This window comes from Sulfurimonas hydrogeniphila (assembly GCF_009068765.1).
Taxonomy (GTDB): Bacteria; Campylobacterota; Campylobacteria; order Campylobacterales; family Sulfurimonadaceae; genus Sulfurimonas; species Sulfurimonas hydrogeniphila.
This window is the reverse complement of the sequence record NZ_CP035534.1, coordinates 390,228-410,915: the sequence shown is the minus strand read 5'-3', so window position 1 is coordinate 410,915 and position 20,688 is coordinate 390,228. Positions and strand designations below refer to the sequence as shown.

Genomic DNA, 20,688 nt, shown 5'->3' with positions numbered 1-20,688 from the left:
TAACTTTTGAAACAACTAATAAACTATTTCTCGTGTGAGATTTTCTTTTGAATGAAGTAGTCAAACGAATGACTCTTCTTTACTCTAGAAAGGAGGTGATCCAACCGCAGGTTCTCCTACGGTTACCTTGTTACGACTTCACCCCAGTCGCTAATTCCACCGTAAGCGGTAGCCCCCGAAGGTTGGCTTCCCGATTTCGGGTGAAATCAACTCCCATGGTGTGACGGGCGGTGAGTACAAGACCCGGGAACGTATTCACCGTAGCATTGCTGATCTACGATTACTAGTGATTCCAGCTTCATGGAGTCGAGTTGCAGACTCCAATCCGAACTGAGAGACGCTTTAAGTGATTAGCTCCACCTCGCGGTATCGCAACACTCTGTACGCCCCATTGTAGCACGTGTGTAGCCCTAGCCATAAGGGCCATGATGACTTGACGTCGTCCTCACCTTCCTCCTCCTTACGAAGGCAGTCTCCTTAGAGTGCTCAGCTTAACCTGCTAGCAACTAAGGACGAGGGTTGCGCTCGTTGCGGGACTTAACCCAACATCTCACGACACGAGCTGACGACAGCCGTGCAGCACCTGTTTTCGAGCTCCCAAAAGGGCACCCCGCCATCTCTGGCAGGTTCTCTCAATGTCAAGGCTAGGTAAGGTTCTTCGCGTATCTTCGAATTAAACCACATGCTCCACCACTTGTGCGGGTCCCCGTCTATTCCTTTGAGTTTTAATCTTGCGACCGTACTCCCCAGGCGGTTCACTTAATCTGTTAAGTGCATCACCGCCCTGACTAGCAGAGCGACGACTAGTGAACATCGTTTAGGGCGTGGACTACCAGGGTATCTAATCCTGTTTGCTCCCCACGCTTTCACGCCTTAGCGTCAGTTATGTTCCAGGAGATCGCCTTCGCTTTCGGTATTCCTAGTGATATCTACGGATTTTACCCCTACACCACTAATTCCATCTCCCCCTCCCATACTCTAGGTCGGCAGTTTCAAATGCAGTTCTACAGTTAAGCTGTAGGATTTCACATCTGACTTGCCAACCCGCCTACGCGTCCTTTACGCCCAGTGATTCCGAATAACGCTTGCACCCTCCGTATTACCGCGGCTGCTGGCACGGAGTTAGCCGGTGCTTATTCATATGCTACCGTCATTTTCTTGACATATAAAAGGAGTTTACACACCGAAATGCGTCATCCTCCACGCGGCGTTGCTGCATCAGGGTTTCCCCCATTGTGCAATATTCCTCACTGCTGCCTCCCGTAGGAGTCTGGTCCGTGTCTCAGTACCAGTGTGGCGGATCATCCTCTCAAACCCGCTACCCGTCATCGCCTTGGTAGTCTCTTACACTACCAACTAGCTGATGGGATATAGACCGATCCCTTGGCGGAATCCATTTCCCGACTTATCTTGTGATAAGAAGGAGTATCCGGTATTAATCATCGTTTCCAATGGCTATCCCGGTCCAAGGGGCACATTATCTATATATTACTCACCCGTGCGCCACTCGTCAGCATAGTAGCAAGCTACCATCTGTTACCGTTCGACTTGCATGTGTTAAGCACGCCGCCAGCGTTCATTCTGAGCCAGGATCAAACTCTCCATAATTGTTATTACAGAAAGATAAGTAAACTTATTACTGATCTTTTGCCCAAGATTATTAAATCATTGGCTTTGTTATTTTAAGTCTTAATAAAACTGCTTAAGGTTCTATTACTAGACTGTATAGTTATCTATTACTATTAAGGGAACCATACAGGCAAGCCTGTATGGATTTCAAAATAGAATAGACGGTTGTTGTTTATTAGTTATTTCTAAGTAATTTATCTCTTTAACTCTAAAGTTAAAAAGTCTCTTACTTGCTTAGTTTTCAATGATCTCAAACATTTTTAAAAGCTTCTACTTGAAGTCTCTTCAGGCCTTTTAAATCAGGTCTCTCTGTTTGTGGATGGGAATTATAGGGGAGTATTGCTTAGAGACTGCTTAATGTTTGGTGGGTTTTTTAAAAAGTTTTTGAAGTTTTTTATTTGTTACTTTTTATAGAAGTTTGACGCAAACAAACTTCTAACTGTTTACTTCAATATATACAGGTTCAGAAAAATTTGGAACATCATCATATGAAAATACTGCATAATATTTATGAACATTCAAATCACCAAAATTATCATACGTATAATTATCACTGCCGCCATAGAGTTTTTGTCCATCATAAGGAGAGCATGGAACCTTGAATCTGTTTTTTACAACAATCACACCTCTGTAGCCATCGTCTTCAGGACTTTCCCACTGCAGTTTTATTATTCCGTTTTCCATACTTGCCCGTAAGTTCTCTACCTGTTTTGGCGGATTTTTCCTTTTACGGATGTAATCCAGAGTTAAAACCGGTTTATCTATTTTTTTATTGTCTATCCAGTTTACATCAGCATTTTTGGACATCTCAGTTTCTGATGAAGCGGAAATTACAAAAAAGGCTTTCTTCTTTTCTTTTGCCAACTCAAGCATTTCCTGAATTGCATATGTATCAAAAACAAATCTCTGTTTTGAAGATCTCTTGATCTCTGTAATACTTACGTCATATCCGATTCTCTCAATAATGTTTCGGTTTTTTATCTTCTCATAGGTAATTTCACCTGTAATCGGTTCCACCAGTTCTATATGAAAACGTAAATTATTCTCTTTTGCATTCACCTGATATGCCTGTAAATCTATATACGCATCAGATACTACGGTATTTTCCATATCCGGTAAATTCAATAAATCAAATTCAATGCATGCATATTTCAGGTTGCCACTTGCGTCATATCCGGATTTAAGCGCATTATCTTTTATATTGTCATGATTGACTGTAAACTCATAAGAAGATTGAATATCCAGTTTTGCTTCATGTATGGTATACGAAATATCAAGCTTTGGTCTGTAGGTTAATCCTCCACTGAATTTTCCATATCCGATATCCCACTGCATCAACTGAGAAGACCTGTCAAGCGGCAAAGAGGTCGGTCCTTGCATTCTAAAATATGCTTCTCGTCTTTTTAAAGCTTTTTCAAGAACTTTTATTTCCTGTTCTGCAAATTGATATTCTCTCCATATACCCTGAGCCAATTGATGTGAAGAGGTTGGTCGATCTATATAAGAAAGCATTTTTGCATTTTTTATATCATCAAAACTGTCTATTTTGTCTATTGTACGCTCATCCATCTGTCCAACCCGCCACTGACCATAGCGCTCAACCTGTACAGCAACCCGGTTCATCGGATAAAATGAAATTTTTGCTGCTGTAATAATCGCATTTTCCGGAATTGTCATTAAGGAAAATCCACACACTCCGTAACACTCCCCTTTTTGTTCTGAAATTCCGACAAACAGAGAATTGTTCCCAAAATGATCTTTGTTCTTTTGTGTCTTTTCTCCGACATATCCTATTTTGCTTGCAATGGGATATAAAATTTTGGAAAACATATTTTCAGCCGGTTTTGTTCTTACCGCAACAAGTTGAGCATAAGGTGATTTAATTGACTTGTCCTTGCAGACCGCACGAATATAATAATAATAATTTGTCGAACTCTTTAAATTGGAATCTGTAAAACTTTTCATTTTCGTCATGGCAATTCGATTGGAGGCCTGCGCAAACCCTTTGAGTTTTGTTGAACGATAAATTTCAAAATATATTGTTTCGTCTTCTATATACTCCCAGCTGAGTTCTACCTCTTTTGCCCCAATACCTGTTGCCACAAAATTTTCAACACGTTGTAAATTGTTTTCTTTTTTGTAATTGTTTACTTCGGAGAGAGCCATAATCAAAGCTGGAATATTTTCCTGGATATTCTCACTCATATTCTCAATATAGTCACTGATGTTTCTCGTTCCGACTTCTGCTACAAGCGAAAGGATTCCCTGAGAATAGTAAAACTCGCGTCCGCTTCCTGAAATGAGATGCACAGGCGGTTTTCCCATATGAATGCCGTATTCACGAGAAGACTCTTTTCTTATTTCTTCTGCCATATTTCCCGCCAGAAGATTCAAGTCAACAGCATCCTCCGCATCTTCATGAATAAAATTGTGTGCAGGAAAAAATACATTGCCCTGAGAATGGTAGTCCAAAGCAATTGTAATATTTTTGCGTTCGAGTATAAAATCTCTAATGGCTGCGGTTTCCGGTTCACTGAACGGTTTCGGACCAGAGTAGACATTCGAAGTATAATTTTTGTTCGGGGTAAAACCTACACTGAAATTTCTGTTTAAATCAACACCGTAACTTCCGTCAGGATTTTTTCTACGGTTTTTTCTCCAAAAAGAAAAATGGTTTCTTGAGTATTCGAAACCATCCGGATTTGCACAGGGGACCATATAGAGTGTTGTATTGTCCAATATTTTGTTAAGCTGCGGATCATAATCAATATGTTCTAAAATATATTTTGCAAAAGCAAGAGAAAGTTCTATTCCAATCCATTCTCTTGCATGAATTGTACCTGTGTAAAAAAGTGCAGGTTTTTTCAGATGTGCCTCTACATTTTTAGTAATTGAGACAGCAATAATATCTCTGCTTTCCCATGTTTGTCCTATTGTTTCTACTTTAACAAGATTTGGATGTCTCTTTTGAGCAGAATTAAAAAAATTTATACATTCATCATATGAACTATATTGTTGTCTCAAGCCATTGCCTTCATTTTTTTGAAATGATACTCTTACTTCGTTTTTCTGTCAATTAAATCCACAATTAAATCAATTTTTTTGTCATTAAAGTTTAATCCCATTTTTTCCTGTTCAGGAGTAGCAAAAGCGGGAATACCGTTTACTTCCAAAACAATATACTCTTCTTTTTCTCTGTCATAGATAATATCTACGCCACCAATATCCACACCTGTTGCTTTGCATGCTTTTTTTGCAATACTGACAACTTCGTCATTTGCTTCACGTACAAAAACACTGCCGCCGCTTGTAACATTTGTACGCCAGTCAGTTCCGCTGGCTTTTCTTCCGTAACACGAAACAAATTCTCCGTCAACAATATCAACTCTAAAATCCGTATTGTCATAATCAATAAATTTTTCTACATAAAAATAGCGCAGATCCATCTGATTTAAAAAAGGCATAAGCATATCCAGGCTTGCTTCATTCTCGATTTTGGTAAGTCCCACACCACCCCAGCCATCAGTCGGCTTGTAGACCATTTTGTCCCATTTTTTAATGATTTTTTTAAGTTCATGCCCATCATCCCGATGACACAGCTTATAATCAGCTGTTTTCACACCGCTGTTTCTCAGAACAAACGAGGTCTGAAACTTATCTTCTGTCAAAGCAAAAGACTCATAAGAGTTAATCATCGGAATAATTCGGTTTAATGCCTGATACAGGTACATTTGATACTGTGTCTGTTCCCCTGCATTATAGGAAAAAAATAGATCCAGTGTATCGAGTTTTTCTCCATGATACTCTTTTCCGTGATAGAGTATATGCGCATTTTTTGCAATCGCATGACGCAAATTAATATCGTTTAATACTTCAATGTTTCTTTCTTTGAGTTTTTTAATTATTTTTTTTGCTATTTTGTCTCCGCCGCCATTCTTATATAACCACATGCCGATTTTTCTTTTTTTCATTGACATCCCCTAAAATTTTAAATTTTTTATAAAATACCCAAAGAGCTTTCTGCTCATCTCTATGCGACGGACAAAACTCTCCTTGCTCGCCCGCTCTTTTACTGTATGATCTCCGTCACCAAACGGTCCGAAACCATCAAGTGTCACAACACCACATGCGCTGACAATATTTGCATCACTCACACCGCCTCTTTCTTCCGCGGATATTTGCTGTTGTGTAATCTTTTCTATTTTTTTAAGTAGAGCGATTGAATCCTCTGTTGTCTGCATCACATCTCTTTGTATACCACCGCTTAATGTTGCTTTTACGCCATCAACAACAGAGGTTTGCACAATCTTTTCTATGGCTTCCAACACTCTCTCTTTCTCAGCAGAATATTTGTATCTCAATTCAAAAACCAATTGTGCCTGCGGAGAGACAGTGTTTGCCCCTATTCCCCCCATAATTTTTCCGACATTAACGGTTGTACCTTTGTCCAGGTCTGTCAACTGCACAAGTTTTTGCAGCTTGTATGCAAGTTCTAAATTTGCATCACAGCCCTCACTGTAATGATTGCCTGCATGGGCTGCTTTGCCCTCTATGTCAACAAAGAAAGTTCCTACACCTTTTCGTCCGGTTACAAGTTCCAAATGCGCACCGGCCGCTTCATACACAAAACAATACGCATACTCTTTGGCAAGTTCAGCAGTCAGATATTTGGAATCATCACTCCCAGTCTCTTCATCACTGACCAAAAGAATATCAATATTTTGAATTTTCACGCCTTTACATGTAAGCTGGCGCAGTGCTTCAAGCAGTACAATATTGCCGCCTTTCATATCACATACACCCGGTCCGTATACCCAGGTGTCATCTTCTGTAAAATATTCAAATTTTCCGGGAGGAAAAACCGTGTCAATATGTCCGAGCAAAAGTAATTTTGGAGAATTCTTTACATGTAAAGACTTGTAGTAACGATGATCACCGACATTGTTGCGTTTGTAAATGACAGTTTCAAAACCCAATGCCCCAAACCATTCATCAAAAATTTCACCGACAAGGTTCACACCTTCTGTGTTTTTTGTATAGGAATTTATTTCTACGACCTTTTTTAAGTCTGCTATGTAGTTCATTGTTATCCAAATAATGTCTATTTTTATTGATTATACTATGAATTTGTTATTTATGCTAAAAAGTTAGATTAATTTTTACGGAGTTTAAAAAATATGTGTAATGTGGGAATGTTATAAAATATGAAGAAGGCAAGAGCCCAGAAGAATTATTTTCTTCTAAGTTCTTTAATACGGGCTTTTTTACCGGCAAGTGCACGAAGATAAAAAAGTTTCGCACGACGAACACGACCGCGACGAATCACTTTAATTTCATTGATTGAGTCAGAATAAACTGGGAAAATTCTCTCAATACCAACACCGTTAGCACCGATTTTGCGTACTGTAATTGTTTGCCCTGTTCCCTGACCACGCTTAGCTATACAAACACCCTCGTAGTTTTGTACACGAGTTTTGTCACCTTCTTTAATTGTTACTGCTAAATTTACAGTATCCCCGGCACGAAAATCTGGAATATTTTTCTCAGCAGTTTGTGCTTTTTCAAAGTTTTCAATATACTTATTTCTCATAAGACTAGATCCTTAATTTATTTCATAAATGAAGGAAACCCTCCATTTGATTTATAACGAGAATGGAAATAATTCCTTTCTCTACGTTAACACTTTGTTTTTCTCGGCGAAAAGCCCATCGCACTGGTGCGATTTAGCGTAATCGTTCTTCCGATTTGTGCTTTAATAGCTGTTCTGGTCTAAAGAATTTGGTCTTTGCTTCAGACAAGGCTAATTTTAGTGAGCGAATTTTACTATGATTTCCCTTTAAGTATTCTGATGGAACACTTAAACCTTCATAGTTTTGTGGTTTTGAAAATGACGGTGCTTCCAAAAGCGGCGTTTCAAAACTCTCAATCTCCAAAGATTCAGAATTTCCCAAAACACCCTCTATATTTCTGCTTACAGCATCACATATAACCAGAGAGGCGAGTTCGCCTCCTGTTAAAATATAATCACCGATAGAAAATACTTCATCCGCATATTTTTCAATAACTCTTTCATCTATTCCCTCATATCTTCCACTCACAAAAGCTATATGGGTTTTCTTTGCCAAACGCTTTGCATCATTCTGTACAAAAGGTTTGGCAACCGGAGTCAAAAAAATGATATGAACATTTTCATCTTTATTTTTCAAATCATCCAGTGCATCAAAAAGCGGCTGTGGATTCATTACCATTCCCGCACCGCCGCCTACTGCCGTATCATCAACTTTAGAGTGTTTGTTCTTTGAGTAATCCCGAGGATTCAAATAGTCTATCTTTATGATATCCTTCTCAATGGCCCGTTTCAAAATCGAATCTTTAAAATAGCCTTCAATCAGAGCAGAAAAAAGAGTAACAAAAGTAAAGCGCATTCAAGAAGCTTCCAGGATATCAACAGCACCACTGAGTGTGATGCGTTTGTTCTCAATGTCAACTTCCACTTTAAACGGCTCAATAAAAGGAACCAAAAAGCTCTTGGCCAAACCGCTTTCGACTAAACTTGCATCCGTAACAATACTTAAATAATTGGTAGTATTGAATCTCTCTATCTCTTTTACTCTGCCAAGACATTTGCCATCTTCATAGACTTCACAATCTTCTAAATCAAACCAGAAATACTCACCCTCTTCCAAATGGCAGTTTTTTCTTGTCTCTTCGTAGGTGGTAAAAAGTTTTGCATTTGTAAACTTTTTGGCATCTTCAGGATTTGCAATGCTGTTAATGCGAACCAATCCACGATTCAAATCAACATCACTTAAAGTAATGCGCTCACTTTTATTGATTAAAAAAGTGGCTCCCTTAACAAACTGTTCAGGAAAATCGCACTTAAGGTGCAATTTCATATCTCCATGAATGCCGACGGTTTTACCAATCGTTGCTATATGCAACAACTTTTCTTTACTAGACTGCTTCGACATTGATACGGTAACTCACACCATCTTTTGCTTTACATCCGGAAATCACAGTTTTAATAGCACCAATCATCTTACCGCTTTTTCCTATTAATTTCCCTATATCTGCCTGGTTTGCGTAGAGAACTATTTCTGTTATTTCATCGCCCTCTTGAACTTCAACTCTGATATCATCGGGGTGTGATGCTATCAGTCTTGCAAATTGTGCGACAAAATCAGCAATCATAATTAACGACCAGTGATCTTTTTCACACGATCACTCATCTGAGCACCGACGCCCAACCAGTAATCAACTCTTTCATTGTCAACTTTCAGCTCTTTTGTCATTGGATTGTAATATCCGATAAGTTCTATCCAACCGCCATCTCTACGTTTACGGCTGTCTGTTACCGCGATACGGTAAAATGGTCTTTTCTTTCTTCCCATACGAGTAAGTCTAATTACTGTCATTTTGTTTCCTGTTTTTTTATTTACCTGTTACCGGTTACATGTATACATATTGAGAGTTTATTACTATAAATGCTAAGTTTTTTTGGGAAGGTATAAATGTAGAAGAGTCTTTTTTCTCTTAAATAATTTTGCTTCCCTCTTACCATCTCTATAGTTGGATGTACACATGTAACCGGTAAACAGGCTACAAATCTTTTTATCACAGAGGTATTGTTTAAAAAGATTTATTTGAAATGGAATTATATCCACTTTTTTCTTAAATTACAATCTCTATCTTGGCAGGCCACCCATACCTCCTGGTCCGCCTGCCTGACCCATCATCGACTGAAGCTGCTTCATACCGTTTTTGCCGGAAAATTTCTTTGCCATTTTCCCTGCATTTTTAAACTGCTTGATCATTCTGTTTATTTCAACGATATCAAGGCCGCACCCTTTTGCAATTCTTTGCTTTCTTGAGTTATTTAACAGGTCGGGGTTTTCTCGCTCTTTTTTTGTCATTGAAGCAACCATGGCTTTGATATTTTTAAGCTCTCCGGAGTTTTCAAAATCAAAATCCTTAATCGCTTTGGACATATTGCCCATGCCCGGAATCATTCCTATGATAGAACTCATGCTTCCCATTTTTTTCATCTGTTCCATCTGTTCTAAAAAATCATTAAAGTTAAATTTGCCTTTTTGAATTTTTTTTGTCAGTTTTTTCGCCTGTTTTTCATCAATAACATTCGTTACTTTTTCCGCAAGTCCTTCTACATCACCAAAACCCATCAGACGGTTGACAATACGCTCCGGTAAAAAGACTTCCAAATCTTCCATTTTTTCACCCAGACCGATAAAACGAAGCGGTACCTGTACCTGAGATGAAAGGCCCAAAGCAACACCGCCCTTTGCATCTCCGTCGTATTTGGAAAGAATTACGCCGTCAATCCCGATTTTTTCTTTAAAACTCGTTGCTGTGCGTACGGCATCCTGCCCTGTCAAAGAGTCAGCCACATAAAAGATTTCATCAGGATTTGCCGCTTTTTTTACATTTTCAAGCTCATCCATAAGTTCTTCATCAATAGCCAGACGACCGGCCGTATCTATAAGCACAACATCGAAAATCTTGGAATCAGCATACTCTAATGCAGACTGTACAACATCTACAGGATTTTTTGTTGCTTCATCTTCATACAATTCAACTTCAATTTGTGCGGTAATCTGGCGTAATTGTTCTACCGCGGCAAGACGTTGCAAGTCAGCTGCAACAACAAGTACTTTTTTGCCTTTGTTTTTAAGATAATTTGCAAGCTTACCGGTTGTAGTTGTTTTACCAGACCCCTGCAGTCCTGTCATCAAAATCACAGTCGGAGGGTTGGGAGCAAAGATGAATCCTCGGTTGCCGCCTACATCCAAGAGTTCGTTGAGAGTTTCACGTAAGGCTTCAAGAAACTGGTCTTTGCCTATCCCTTTTTCTTTTGTACGCAGTTGTACTTTTTGAATCAGTTCTTTGACGACTTTATGGTTGACATCCGCTTTTAAAAGATTTTTTTTCAGTTCATTGAGTGCTTTGGAGAGTGCCTTGTCATCATCGTGAAAACGAATCTTTTTTATTGCATTTGTAAACGAATCTGTTAAAGTACCGAACATGAAAACACCTCTTTTATTCTATATAAATTTTTTCGAAATTGTAACTAAGTTTTTCTTAATTATTCAAATGTAACAAAGCTTTTGGGCTCTTTTGCCACAAACTCCATTCCAAGAAGTCTGACTTTATGGGCATGGAGCATCACGCGTTTTGCACGACGCCCGCCATACTGCTCGTCACCGACTATAGGATGGTCAATATAACGTGCATGGACTCTTATCTGATGTGTGCGCCCATTGTGAATAATACATTTGACTTTTGTTTTTTTGGCACTGACAATATCAGGAAAAAACTCCGTTCTCGCCGGTTTTCCTTTTGGAGAAACATTTGAGTAGGCTTTGTTGTTTTTTTTCTGTGTAGTAATTGCTTTGTCTACTTCAATCGGCTCGGTCATTATTCCCTCAACCCAGGCGATATACTCTTTGTAGACTTTGTCATCACGAAACTCTTTGATAGCACGCTGACGAAATTCCTCATTTTTTACAAGCATTAAAACACCGCTTGTTTCGCGGTCGAGTCTGTGCAACAGTACCGCCGGTTTAAATTGACGCTCTATCTCGTCCGAGTTTACATGTGCCGGCTTATCGACTACAACAATGTCATCATTTTCAAAAATAGGCTTAACGTGTTCTACTTTTTCTACTCTGAATATCGTTCGCTCATCAATTTCACCACGGGCAATCATCACTTTTTTGTTGCCGACATACACAAGTCCTCTGTCTATCATAGACTTTGCATTGGAATTGGAAATTCCCTCTTGCTGTGCCAATAATTTATACGCTTTTTCTGTTGCCATTTTACCAGCTCCTTTTAATTTTTTAATATTTTTTGAACCACGGGTTCCAGGTTTATCTGCTCTTCTACCATTGAAGGCGGCAACTCCTTTGTCATCTCAAGTGCATCAGCTATTTCATCCGGCTCAACATACTGCACGTGATGGACATATTTAAACAACTCTTTTTGGTGAAAAAAATGCTTTCCTGTAATTATTTTACATCCGAAATAAGCCGGTTCGAGCGGATTGTGCCCACCGACATCATTTTTAAAAGCACCCCCTAATATGGCTATGTCGCTGATGGCATAGATATTGTTGAGTTCACCCATCATATCGACTAAAATCAAATCACCTGCAAAACTCTTTCCTTCTGAAAAACGGGAAACAGTGGCATTATTTTGCCTGCCGTATCGCTCCATTAAGCTATATACCTCTGCAAAACGTTCCGGATGACGGGGAACAATTACAAGTTTTGCCTCTTTGCTCTTTTCATAGGCAAAAAATGCCTCTAAAATGCTTTGTTCCTCACCAGGATGGGTACTTCCAGCTACAATTACTTCCGCATCGGGCTTTTCGTATTCTTTTGTTTTTTTGATTTCACCTGCCAATTTTATATTGCCAATCACCTCAATGTGTTTTGCACCTAAGGCCAAAAATCTGTTTTTGTCACTTTCGCTTTGAGCATAGACCATATCTACATTCTCTAAAAGTTTTTTATAAAACCAGGCAAACTTCATATATTTTTTAACACTTTTATCTGAAATTCTGGCATTAAGCAAAATAACTTCTGCACCACGTGAACGCGCTATGCTAAAGAGCAGATACCAAAATTCTGCCTCAAGTACAATAAGCTTTTTCTGCGGTTTGACCCAAAACGGCAGATACATTTCATACGGAAGATAACGTACCTCTGCATTATATTTTTTTGCTTCATTGTGTCCGGTTTGTGTAATCGTTGTCACAAGTATCTTTTTATTTGCCAATAGATCCAGAAGCGGTTTAAGAGCTCTGGCTTCGCCTAAAGAGCAGACATGAAACCAAATTGCATTTGTACTGCGAAACGGAGGGTTCTTAAAAAGAAAAAAACGTGCAGGAATTGATTCTTTGTATTTTTTTTTAAAAGCAAGCAATATCAAAAGAGGCAATGCTGTTATAAACAGCATTACACTCAGTACATAATAGAAAAGGGAAAACGGCTTCAAGCCTACTCTTCGTTAACTTTCACATAAAGGATGCGTCCGCAGTGGGGACATGTAGTGATATCTTCACCTTTTATGACATCAGCATAAACCTTATCGCCTATTATCATATGGCATCCCATACATGCCTGTTCTTCAACAGGAACCACTGTTGTATTTTTTGCCCAACGACGGATTTTTTGATAAAAAGCAAGCCCTTTTTGATTGATATCTGACAAAAGAGTCTCTTTTCTTTTGAAAACCTCTTGTCTCTCTTTGTGTATTTTTTCAAGTTTTGTATCTACATCAGCTTTTACACTTTCCAAATTTGCATTTAACTCTTCCAGAGCATTTTTTGCAGCTTCAATCTGCTCTTTTTTTGCTTCAATGATTTTTTCAAGTCTTTGAATCTCTTCATTTGCAAATGTGACCTGCTCTTTGGCAATCTCTTCTTCAAGCTGCAGCGATTTCATCTCACGTTCTGTTTTTACTTCAGAGCTTTTTTTTACATTCTCTTCAAGTTTTTGTGAAAGTTCCGAGAGATGCAGTTCGTTTTTTGCTTTTTTAACTTCTTCTTCTTTGATTTCATTCGTTAAATTTTCAATATCTGACTCTATGCTCTTTGTTTTTGCAAGAGCCGCTTCATAATTTGCATTTGCTTCTTCAATCTGAGGTTCAAATGCGTCTATCTCTTTATCTATAATTGACAGATCGATTAATTGTTTTAAGTGCTTGTTCATTGGGATCCTTTAGGGGTTTACTTCTACCATTACCTGTATTATTAGACCTAAATATATGTAAATGGGTTTTCTGATGATGCAATTATAACTTCTAAACCTAAAATTTTCAAATGCTTTTGCATAATTTGTGCAAAAAAGTACTCACTTTCATAGTGTCCGATGTCAATTAAAGACAATTTTATACTTTTTGCCTCCATTGCATCATGATATTTTACATCACCTGTCAAAAAGCAGTCAGCATCCAGACTCTTCATCAAAGAACATCCCGATCCTGTTGTCAGGGCCACTTTTTTTACTCTTTGAGCACACTTAACTGTTCTTGCACATTTAAGTCCAAATGCTTTTGAAACATGTTTTGCGAATATATCAAAATCTTCATTCACTTCCAGGTATGCAACAAAACCGTCTTTTTTACAAATTTCGTATCCGAGTATCTCTTTTGCAACATATTCGTTTAAGTGTGTCTGATCAAAATTTGTATGCATCGCAATATTTGAAATATTTTTTTTAATCATTTTTTGAATCAAATTTGCAGGATATTTAGAGAACTCAAGTTGTTTGAGTCCGCCAAAAATAATCGGATGGTGCGTAATAAGCAGCGTATTTTCATCCAAAGAATCAATCAGTTTTTCATCTACATCAATACTCAAAGCAATTTTTGAAATATCATCTTTGAAATCACCTATCAAAAGACCGGAATTATCCCATGACTCCTGAATATCAAAAGGAGAAAGTTCATTGAGATATTTGTATATTTCCAATATTTTCACAGCGATTCTCCCTTCTTGATTTTTTTCAGTTCCTCTTTTGCTTCTTTAAATTCAGGGTCAAGCTCTATCGCTTTTTCATACATTCCTTTTGCTTCATCAAAATGCTTCATATCAACAAGCAGATTCCCGTAATTATAGTAGGTAATAGGGTTTGTGGCATCAATTTCAAGCGACTTGTTGAGATGATTTCTTGCACTCGCATATTCACCCGCTTTTCTATACAGGGATGCCATCGCCTGATGGATATAGGTATTGTTCGGGTCCAGTTCCAACGCTTCTTTGTAATACTCCATAGCCTCATCGTCCCTGTTTTGCTGTGCAAGTGTATAACCCATTTTAAAGAGTGTTTCAGGGTTCTTTGGATTTTTAATATTTGCCTCGCTGTAAATGGCAAGCGCTTTTTGCAAATCTCCCTTTTGCATCTCTTCATCGGCTTTTTCCACCAAAGAGGAGGCATCAAAAGGGGAAAATGCCTCAGCACTTCGTTCACCTTGGGCACCTGTGTGCTGTTGGTCCTGCGGATCTTTAAGTGTTTGTATATGTTCGTAAATTTTGTATGCAAAAAAAGCAGAGGCTCCAAGCATAAGTAACTGAAAAAGTGTCATAATTGTTTTCCTATTTATTTAAAATTAAATTATTATTGAGTAATGTTATAAGTTGCAACGGATCAACTTGTACACCGTCAATTCTAGCTGAAAAATGCAAATGAGGACCTGTTACCCTGCCGCTTTTTCCTGATAAGCCCAAAAGTTCTCCTTTTTGGACAAGCTGACCTGTTTTGACATTGAATTTACTCATATGAAAATAACAGGTATAAATGCCTTCACCGTGATCAATGACAACAGTGCCTCCCGAATAAAATCTTTTTTTGACCAAAACGACTTTTCCGTCATTGGACGCTCTAATCGGTGTGCCTGTTTTCGCCCGAAAATCCGTCCCGCTGTGATACCCTTTCAAAGCTCCGTTATAAATTCTTGCTGTACCAAAAGCACTTGTAATTTTACTCTCCACCGGCAAGATAAAATCTGAATGCATATAGCTTTTGTTTGTTATTGTATGATAAATTTTCATAGCTTCCCTGTACTCTTTTGCGATTCTTTTTTTTATCTTGGGCAGCGTCGGATTTACTTTCGAAGCGCTTACACGGATGGTTTCTTTTTTGTATTTTGCATCTTTGATTGTAAGAGAAAGCTCTTTGTGTTTTTTTATCCCGTTTTGCAGATAAATAACTTTCACGGTTTTTTGAGCAGGTTTGTCGTAATAGGAGACAGGAATCAAGGCATAATATTCACTCCTGTTCAAAGGATTCGGAAAAATTTTTATCTTTTTTTCTTCAAAAAAGAGTGCTTTGTATTCAATGCCTTTTTCTTTTGCAAACTTCACCAGTACTGTCTTGCCATTACCTACCTCATCATTGACTATCTTTACATGTAAAGCAAAAAGAGAGGAGACAAAAAAGCACAAAAAAAGCAAAAGTTTCATCAATAATCCTTCATCGCCCTTTGAATGTCTCTCTTTTGGTCTTTCTCTTTTAAATCATTTCTTTTGTCATGCAGCAGTTTTCCTTTTGCTATGGCAATTTGCAGCTTTGCAATGTTGCGTTTGTTAAAATAGAGCTGCAAAGGCACAATGGTATACCCGTCACGTGCTACAGCCTTTTGCATTTTCTCTAACTCTTTTTTATGCAAAAGCAGTTTTCTTGCCCCGCGCTCTTCATGCCCGTAATAATGGTGCGTCGTCTCGAGTCTGCCGATATGCGCATTAAACAAAAAAGCCTCTCCGTTGACAAAGCGGATAAAACTGTCTTTAAGATTAACGCGATGCGCACGTATGCCTTTGACCTCGCTCCCTGTAAGAACCAGCCCTGCTTCAAACTTCTCTTCAATAAAATAATCATGATACGCTTTTTTGTTTTTTGCTATTGTTTCACCCATAATCCACTTCCTTCTAAACTGTATAGCCTAAAATATTTCTGCTATTTTAGCATGCATTCATTAAGGTTTGGATTGTTAAAGAGATGTTTATTGTTTTAGTTTTCATCGCGAACTATATTATGACAGCGAAAACAGGCATGCTCAATATAGGTATAAGCTCTTTGAGACTCTTCTCTTCGAAGTTTACCCGATTGGTTATATTTATTCGCAATAGCGTCTAATATAATCTGAACATTATGTGCAATAATCTGTGCACTCATAATCGCTTCATTGGCTTTATGCTTCTTGTTTTTAGGAAGCATCTCCTCAAATTTTTCTTTATCAGCCAATAAATCATTGGCGTGTTTTGCAAACCGTTCAATCGAAACTTTTATACCCTCTTTATCACTAGTTATAAAGCCTTGTTGAACTTCTCGTAATTCTGTGTTTAAAAGTATCATATTTGACTTAAGATTATATGCTGATGCAGAAGTAACTGACAACGTCAATGCAAACACACTTATTAGTAATAATTTTCTCATCTTGCCCCCCTTATTTTGACAATTTTTATTGTATCATAATATTGAATACTTTGACAAAAAACATTCTCTTATGCCAATAAAATGGTGCAAACTATTAAATTACTCTAAAAAAACTGCTGCCGCTGCCGCTGAAGAAGTAGCCCTCTTTATAGTGTTTTTCCAATTCTGTATACTCCTGCAATGCAGGCGCAAAAAGATCATTTGCTTCTTTTGCATCGAGTTCCTGCAAGATTTCTACTGAAGATTTCTTTTTCAATGCATCGGCTTGAAATCCGTCTATCGGTGCATAAAAGTCTCTCCGGTAGGCCTGATAGACTTTTGGTGTACTGATTTTTACCGCAGGAGTATAAATATCGAAGCTAAGCGGTTCCTCATCAAAGGCTTCTACCACTTCACCTATGCCACTGACATTGGCACTATTGTATCCATAAATAAAAAACGGCACATCCGCCCCTACATGTAAACCTATTTGTGCGAGTTCATTGAGACTCAGACCCAAATGCAGTACTTCATTGCACATTTTCAAATAGGTTGCTGCATCACTGCTGCCTCCGCCAAGTCCGGCATATGCCGGAATACGTTTTTCAACGCTCACGGCATGCGTTCTCATAAGCTCTTCAAGCGCCTGATTTTTTGTAACCTCCTTCAATGCCTTATACGCTTTGTAAACAGTGTTTTGTGTTGTAGTACAATCAAAGTCGCCAAGTATTTTAAACTCATTCGCTTTTGCCTGAACATTTTTCTTCGAAACAAAAGAGAGTACATCATACAAGTCATCAACTCGCATGAATCGCGATACTATTTCATGGTATTCTTCTCTTTTGCCTGTTATTTTTAAAAAAATATTTACTTTGGCATAGGCCTTATACTTTTTCATCCGCTTTTTATTTTCCCAGTATTTTGTTCAAAGACAGAATATCATTTTCGTCTACAGTTCCCAAAGAAGCCGCCTTGTTACTCGCTTTGACCTCTTCGATAAGCTCATTTCTAATGATGGAAATCTCTTTTGGCGCGTCAATTCCGAGTTTTACGACACCGTTTTCTACAGAGATAACTTTTACAACAATATTTTCACCAATAACTATAGATTCATCTGCTTTTCTTGCAAGTACTAACATTCTATCCTGCCTAATTCATATTTTACTCTGCCCTCATTTACTGTAATAATGGAGATGCTTTCGCCATTATCCAGCCAGTATGTGCCGTCATCCTGAAACTCTAAATCTTCTAAAGCAAGAACTCTTCCATACTTTACATTATCGCTTTCACCCAAATAGTAATTCTGGGGAATGTTTAAAGATTCTTTGATATTCAAGGCTTTTTCATCCTCATAAACAAACTGTCCTTCATTCAGTCGCTCAAGCATACTTAAACTTCCATGCGCTATACCAAGTTTATGCGCAATCATCTCTCCCAGAGAACGTATATAAGTCCCTTCACTGACACTTGCTTCAAAGGTCACAAAGGGATGGCAGTAGTGAATCAGTTTCATTTCATAAACAATTGAGTTGACAGTATTGAGAACAACCTCTTTTCCCGCACGTGCCAAATCATACGCTCGCTGTCCGTTTATCCGTTTTGCACTGAAAATCGGCGGTTTATACTCCAATTCACCCTCTAAAGACAAAAGCACCGCTTCAATCTCCTTTACATGTAAAGGTTCAGGAAGTACAACTTCTTCGATCATCTCTGTATCAAGGGTATCACTCTTTGCACCAAGCCACAAAGTCGCTTTGTATCTTTTAGGTGTTTTGTTCAAAAATCTAAAAAGTTTCGTATGTGAGCCAAAACCTACCAAAAGCACGCCTTTGGCAAAAGGATCCAGTGTTCCGGCAAAACCTGCTTTTTTATTGTTATACTTTTTTTTCAGACTGTAAAGATACTTGTTTGAGCCTACTCCCGAAGGTTTGTATGCAACAAAAAGACGATTCATAACTTCTCTACAAATGATGCAAGAATATCGCGTTTTGTTCCTGCAAAATTAATCTTGAGTTTAAACTCTCTTCCCGACTTACTCACACCGATAATGCGCCCTGTTCCAAAGATTTTATGCCGTACCAGATCACCTTTTTTAAATGCTGTGTTTTTTTCACACTTTAAAGAGCCTTTGCAAAGTCCGGCTTCATTGAAAAAACGGCTTTTTTCCAAATCACTTCTGCGTCCTTTGTAAAATCTGCTCCCGGCATGGCAAAGCGTCAAGGTCTCTTTGGCACGGGTAAACGCAACATACCCAAGTCGTCTCTCTTCTTCCAAATCACTTCCGTCTCCTGTCAGTGGCAAAAAGCCCTCTTCCATTCCTATGACAAAAACATGTTCAAACTCCAAACCTTTGGAGGCATGTATACTCATCATGTAGATACTCTCCCCCTCCACCTGGTCCTGCTCACTTTGCAACGTCAGTTCGTTTAAAAACTCATCCAAAGAACTCTGTGGTGATTTTTTTACAAAATCTCTAAAAAGACCGTAAAACTCATCTATATTGAGAATTCTTTCCTGTGAGTCTTGCATGTTTTTGTAAATATCTTTCAAAGAAAAAGTTTCTTCCAAAGCATCTATAAACTCATAGGTAGACGCCTGCGCAATACCGGCAACCTCTTGAATGTTTTTAGCAAACTCTTTGAGCGTTGCAGCATTTTTCTTTCTGACCAAGCCTTCAAGTTCTTCCATGGATGCCTGAGTGATATATTCATAAATAGAAGTTCCCTTTTTCTGAGCTGCAAGTTCAATTTTATCCAAACTTGCTTTGCCCAGTCCGCGTTTCGGCTTGTTGACTATACGTTTCAGGGAGAAGTCATCATGATGATTTGTAATCACCCTGATATAAGAAATAAGGTCTTTTATCTCTGCCCGGTCATAAAATCGCAAACCACCCACAAGTTTATAGTTAATCCCGTAACGGTTCAAGCCTTCTTCTACAGAACGTGACAGAACATTGACACGGTACAAAATAGCTATTTCTCTGGCACGTACTCCGCTCTCAAGCAGTTTTTGTATTTTTGCGGCAACTTTTCTTGCCTCTTCGTTTTCATCATTAGAATTCAGTGTTGTCACATCATCCCCGTTGCCACGCGTTGCTATGAGCTTTTTTCCCAAACGGGACCGGTTGTGCTCGATAAGCGCATTGGCAACTTTTAAAATCGGCGCACGTGAACGGTAGTTCTCTTCGAGTTTAAAGACATGTGTGCCTGAAAAATCCTGGTCAAACTCCATAATATTACGAATATGCGCACCACGCCAGCCGTATATACTCTGATCGTCATCACCGACTACACACAAATTGTTATGCACTGTACAAAGTTTTTGTAACAGCTTAAACTGCAGTTCGTTTGTATCCTGGTACTCGTCAATCATAATGTACTGATATTTCTGCGAGGTAGCCTTTGCCAACTCAGGGTTTTCATCCAAAAGTTTATAGGTAAGCGCGATGAGATCATCAAAATCAACAAGATTGTTTTCCAGTAAATATTTTTCATACTCTGCAAAAACTTCGGCAATCTGCTTGTAACTGAACAGTTCAGTCTGCTTGTAGGCATCATCAGGACTCATTAAAGAGTTTTTGTATCTGGAAATTTCACTCGCGATAAGTGGTGTCGGCAGCTCAGAATTTATTTTTTTAATGATTCTCTTTTTATCATCTGTATCTATCACAACAAAATTATTGGCTCTGCCCAGAAGATGTATATTGAATTTTAAAAAAAGAAGTCCAAACTTGTGAAAGGTACAAAGAAGAGGAGGATAGGCGACATTTTCTATCATAGAGAGAGAACGCTCTTTCATCTCTTTTGCAGCTTTGTTTGTAAATGTCAGGGTAAGTGTATTTGAAGCGGGAATACCCACAACCTCAATAAGATACGCCAAGCGTGAAATAATTGTTGTCGTCTTTCCGCTTCCCGCTCCTGCAAGAATCAGGACAGGTCCTTCTGTTTGCTTTACTGCTGCTGCTTGAGACTCATTTAAATGATTAAAAATTTTTTCCATATATGTTCACTACTAAGTTGTATTTCTACTTATTATAGCTAAAATGTCATAAATTATTACAAAACTATTGCAATAATTATAATTATGAGTTATAATTTTACTATTATTGATACTTATAGGAATT

General features: G+C 38.3%; 21 protein-coding genes and 1 rRNA gene. All 22 read right to left on the bottom strand.

Features of this window, described 5'->3' with window-relative positions; genetic code table 11:
- Positions 1-88: 88 nt before the first annotated feature.
- Positions 89-1,608 (bottom strand): 16S ribosomal RNA (locus ETP70_RS02080).
- 456 nt (positions 1,609-2,064) lie between these two features.
- Positions 2,065-4,653 carry a M14 family zinc carboxypeptidase gene (locus tag ETP70_RS02075; protein WP_151899619.1) on the bottom strand — a complete coding sequence of 863 codons (2,589 nt, stop codon included), beginning with the start codon at positions 4,651-4,653 and terminating at the stop codon, positions 2,065-2,067.
- Positions 4,654-4,685: 32 nt separating this feature from the next.
- Entirely contained in the window at positions 4,686-5,600 is a 915-nt protein-coding gene (locus ETP70_RS02070; protein ID WP_151899618.1) for an ATP-grasp domain-containing protein, read from the bottom strand.
- 9 nt (positions 5,601-5,609) lie between these two features.
- Positions 5,610-6,713, bottom strand: a complete 1,104-nt coding sequence (locus ETP70_RS02065) for a M20 family metallopeptidase (protein ID WP_151899617.1) — start codon at positions 6,711-6,713, stop codon at positions 5,610-5,612.
- 146 nt (positions 6,714-6,859) lie between these two features.
- The gene (rplS, locus tag ETP70_RS02060; protein WP_151899616.1) at positions 6,860-7,219 is read right to left on the bottom strand and encodes a 50S ribosomal protein L19; all 360 of its coding nucleotides are present in this window, start codon (positions 7,217-7,219) and stop codon (positions 6,860-6,862) included.
- A gap of 133 nt (positions 7,220-7,352) precedes the next feature.
- A complete protein-coding gene (trmD, locus tag ETP70_RS02055) occupies positions 7,353-8,054 on the bottom strand; it encodes a tRNA (guanosine(37)-N1)-methyltransferase TrmD (RefSeq protein WP_151899615.1) in 702 nt (233 codons plus the stop codon).
- Entirely contained in the window at positions 8,055-8,570 is a 516-nt protein-coding gene (rimM, locus tag ETP70_RS02050) for a ribosome maturation factor RimM (RefSeq protein WP_230973295.1), read from the bottom strand.
- Positions 8,571-8,583: 13 nt separating this feature from the next.
- Positions 8,584-8,820 carry a KH domain-containing protein gene (locus tag ETP70_RS02045; protein ID WP_151899613.1) on the bottom strand — a complete coding sequence of 79 codons (237 nt, stop codon included), beginning with the start codon at positions 8,818-8,820 and terminating at the stop codon, positions 8,584-8,586.
- A 2-nt stretch (positions 8,821-8,822) separates the two neighbouring features.
- On the bottom strand, positions 8,823-9,044 hold the full coding sequence (gene rpsP, locus ETP70_RS02040) for a 30S ribosomal protein S16 (RefSeq protein WP_151899612.1): 222 nt from the start codon (positions 9,042-9,044) through the stop codon (positions 8,823-8,825).
- 270 nt (positions 9,045-9,314) lie between these two features.
- Positions 9,315-10,670 (bottom strand): signal recognition particle protein, encoded by a 1,356-nt coding sequence (ffh, locus tag ETP70_RS02035; RefSeq protein ID WP_151899611.1) that lies wholly within the window; start codon positions 10,668-10,670, stop codon positions 9,315-9,317.
- Positions 10,671-10,729: 59 nt separating this feature from the next.
- Entirely contained in the window at positions 10,730-11,464 is a 735-nt protein-coding gene (locus tag ETP70_RS02030) for a pseudouridine synthase family protein (RefSeq protein WP_151899610.1), read from the bottom strand.
- Between the two features lie 14 nt (positions 11,465-11,478).
- A complete protein-coding gene (waaA, locus tag ETP70_RS02025; RefSeq protein WP_230973294.1) occupies positions 11,479-12,606 on the bottom strand; it encodes a lipid IV(A) 3-deoxy-D-manno-octulosonic acid transferase in 1,128 nt (375 codons plus the stop codon).
- Between the two features lie 41 nt (positions 12,607-12,647).
- Entirely contained in the window at positions 12,648-13,361 is a 714-nt protein-coding gene (locus tag ETP70_RS02020; protein WP_151899608.1) for a zinc ribbon domain-containing protein, read from the bottom strand.
- Positions 13,362-13,408: 47 nt separating this feature from the next.
- Complete coding sequence (locus ETP70_RS02015) at positions 13,409-14,131, bottom strand: Nif3-like dinuclear metal center hexameric protein (RefSeq protein WP_151899607.1); 723 nt, start codon at positions 14,129-14,131, stop codon at positions 13,409-13,411.
- A complete protein-coding gene (locus ETP70_RS02010) occupies positions 14,128-14,736 on the bottom strand; it encodes a tetratricopeptide repeat protein (RefSeq protein ID WP_151899606.1) in 609 nt (202 codons plus the stop codon). The genes ETP70_RS02015 and ETP70_RS02010 overlap by 4 nt, the downstream gene beginning before the upstream one ends.
- 10 nt (positions 14,737-14,746) lie before the next feature.
- Entirely contained in the window at positions 14,747-15,613 is an 867-nt protein-coding gene (gene pgp3 / locus ETP70_RS02005; RefSeq protein ID WP_151899605.1) for a peptidoglycan metallopeptidase Pgp3, read from the bottom strand.
- Positions 15,613-16,065, bottom strand: a complete 453-nt coding sequence (smpB, locus tag ETP70_RS02000; RefSeq protein ID WP_151899604.1) for an SsrA-binding protein SmpB — start codon at positions 16,063-16,065, stop codon at positions 15,613-15,615. The genes pgp3 and smpB overlap by 1 nt, the downstream gene beginning before the upstream one ends.
- A gap of 95 nt (positions 16,066-16,160) precedes the next feature.
- Positions 16,161-16,586 (bottom strand): hypothetical protein, encoded by a 426-nt coding sequence (locus ETP70_RS01995; protein ID WP_151899603.1) that lies wholly within the window; start codon positions 16,584-16,586, stop codon positions 16,161-16,163.
- 94 nt (positions 16,587-16,680) lie between these two features.
- A complete protein-coding gene (locus ETP70_RS01990) occupies positions 16,681-17,463 on the bottom strand; it encodes a 4-(cytidine 5'-diphospho)-2-C-methyl-D-erythritol kinase (RefSeq protein ID WP_151899602.1) in 783 nt (260 codons plus the stop codon).
- 7 nt (positions 17,464-17,470) lie between these two features.
- The gene (gene csrA / locus ETP70_RS01985) at positions 17,471-17,704 is read right to left on the bottom strand and encodes a carbon storage regulator CsrA (protein WP_151899601.1); all 234 of its coding nucleotides are present in this window, start codon (positions 17,702-17,704) and stop codon (positions 17,471-17,473) included.
- Positions 17,698-18,519 carry a tRNA pseudouridine(55) synthase TruB gene (truB, locus tag ETP70_RS01980; protein WP_151899600.1) on the bottom strand — a complete coding sequence of 274 codons (822 nt, stop codon included), beginning with the start codon at positions 18,517-18,519 and terminating at the stop codon, positions 17,698-17,700. Before truB ends, csrA begins: the two co-directional genes overlap by 7 nt.
- Positions 18,516-20,564: an ATP-dependent helicase gene (locus tag ETP70_RS01975; protein WP_151899599.1), complete on the bottom strand. Its 2,049-nt coding sequence runs from the start codon at positions 20,562-20,564 to the stop codon at positions 18,516-18,518. Before ETP70_RS01975 ends, truB begins: the two co-directional genes overlap by 4 nt.
- Positions 20,565-20,688: the final 124 nt, after the last annotated feature.

Excerpts from the sequence above, each read along its gene's own strand:
- ETP70_RS02070 (WP_151899618.1), bottom strand. The coding sequence starts at position 5,600 with ATGAAAAAAAGAAAAATCGGCATGTGGTTATATAAGAATGGCGGCGGA.
- ETP70_RS02065 (WP_151899617.1), bottom strand. The coding sequence starts at position 6,713 with ATGAACTACATAGCAGACTTAAAAAAGGTCGTAGAAATAAATTCCTAT.
- rplS (WP_151899616.1), bottom strand. The coding sequence starts at position 7,219 with ATGAGAAATAAGTATATTGAAAACTTTGAAAAAGCACAAACTGCTGAG.
- trmD (WP_151899615.1), bottom strand. The coding sequence starts at position 8,054 with ATGCGCTTTACTTTTGTTACTCTTTTTTCTGCTCTGATTGAAGGCTAT.
- ETP70_RS02045 (WP_151899613.1), bottom strand. The coding sequence starts at position 8,820 with ATGATTGCTGATTTTGTCGCACAATTTGCAAGACTGATAGCATCACAC.
- rpsP (WP_151899612.1), bottom strand. The coding sequence starts at position 9,044 with ATGACAGTAATTAGACTTACTCGTATGGGAAGAAAGAAAAGACCATTT.
- ffh (WP_151899611.1), bottom strand. The coding sequence starts at position 10,670 with ATGTTCGGTACTTTAACAGATTCGTTTACAAATGCAATAAAAAAGATT.
- ETP70_RS02030 (WP_151899610.1), bottom strand. The coding sequence starts at position 11,464 with ATGGCAACAGAAAAAGCGTATAAATTATTGGCACAGCAAGAGGGAATT.
- waaA (WP_230973294.1), bottom strand. The coding sequence starts at position 12,606 with ATGCTGTTTATAACAGCATTGCCTCTTTTGATATTGCTTGCTTTTAAA.
- ETP70_RS02020 (WP_151899608.1), bottom strand. The coding sequence starts at position 13,361 with ATGAACAAGCACTTAAAACAATTAATCGATCTGTCAATTATAGATAAA.
- ETP70_RS02010 (WP_151899606.1), bottom strand. The coding sequence starts at position 14,736 with ATGACACTTTTTCAGTTACTTATGCTTGGAGCCTCTGCTTTTTTTGCA.
- pgp3 (WP_151899605.1), bottom strand. The coding sequence starts at position 15,613 with ATGAAACTTTTGCTTTTTTTGTGCTTTTTTGTCTCCTCTCTTTTTGCT.
- smpB (WP_151899604.1), bottom strand. The coding sequence starts at position 16,065 with ATGGGTGAAACAATAGCAAAAAACAAAAAAGCGTATCATGATTATTTT.
- ETP70_RS01995 (WP_151899603.1), bottom strand. The coding sequence starts at position 16,586 with ATGAGAAAATTATTACTAATAAGTGTGTTTGCATTGACGTTGTCAGTT.
- ETP70_RS01990 (WP_151899602.1), bottom strand. The coding sequence starts at position 17,463 with ATGAAAAAGTATAAGGCCTATGCCAAAGTAAATATTTTTTTAAAAATA.
- csrA (WP_151899601.1), bottom strand. The coding sequence starts at position 17,704 with ATGTTAGTACTTGCAAGAAAAGCAGATGAATCTATAGTTATTGGTGAA.
- truB (WP_151899600.1), bottom strand. The coding sequence starts at position 18,519 with ATGAATCGTCTTTTTGTTGCATACAAACCTTCGGGAGTAGGCTCAAAC.
- ETP70_RS01975 (WP_151899599.1), bottom strand. The coding sequence starts at position 20,564 with ATGGAAAAAATTTTTAATCATTTAAATGAGTCTCAAGCAGCAGCAGTA.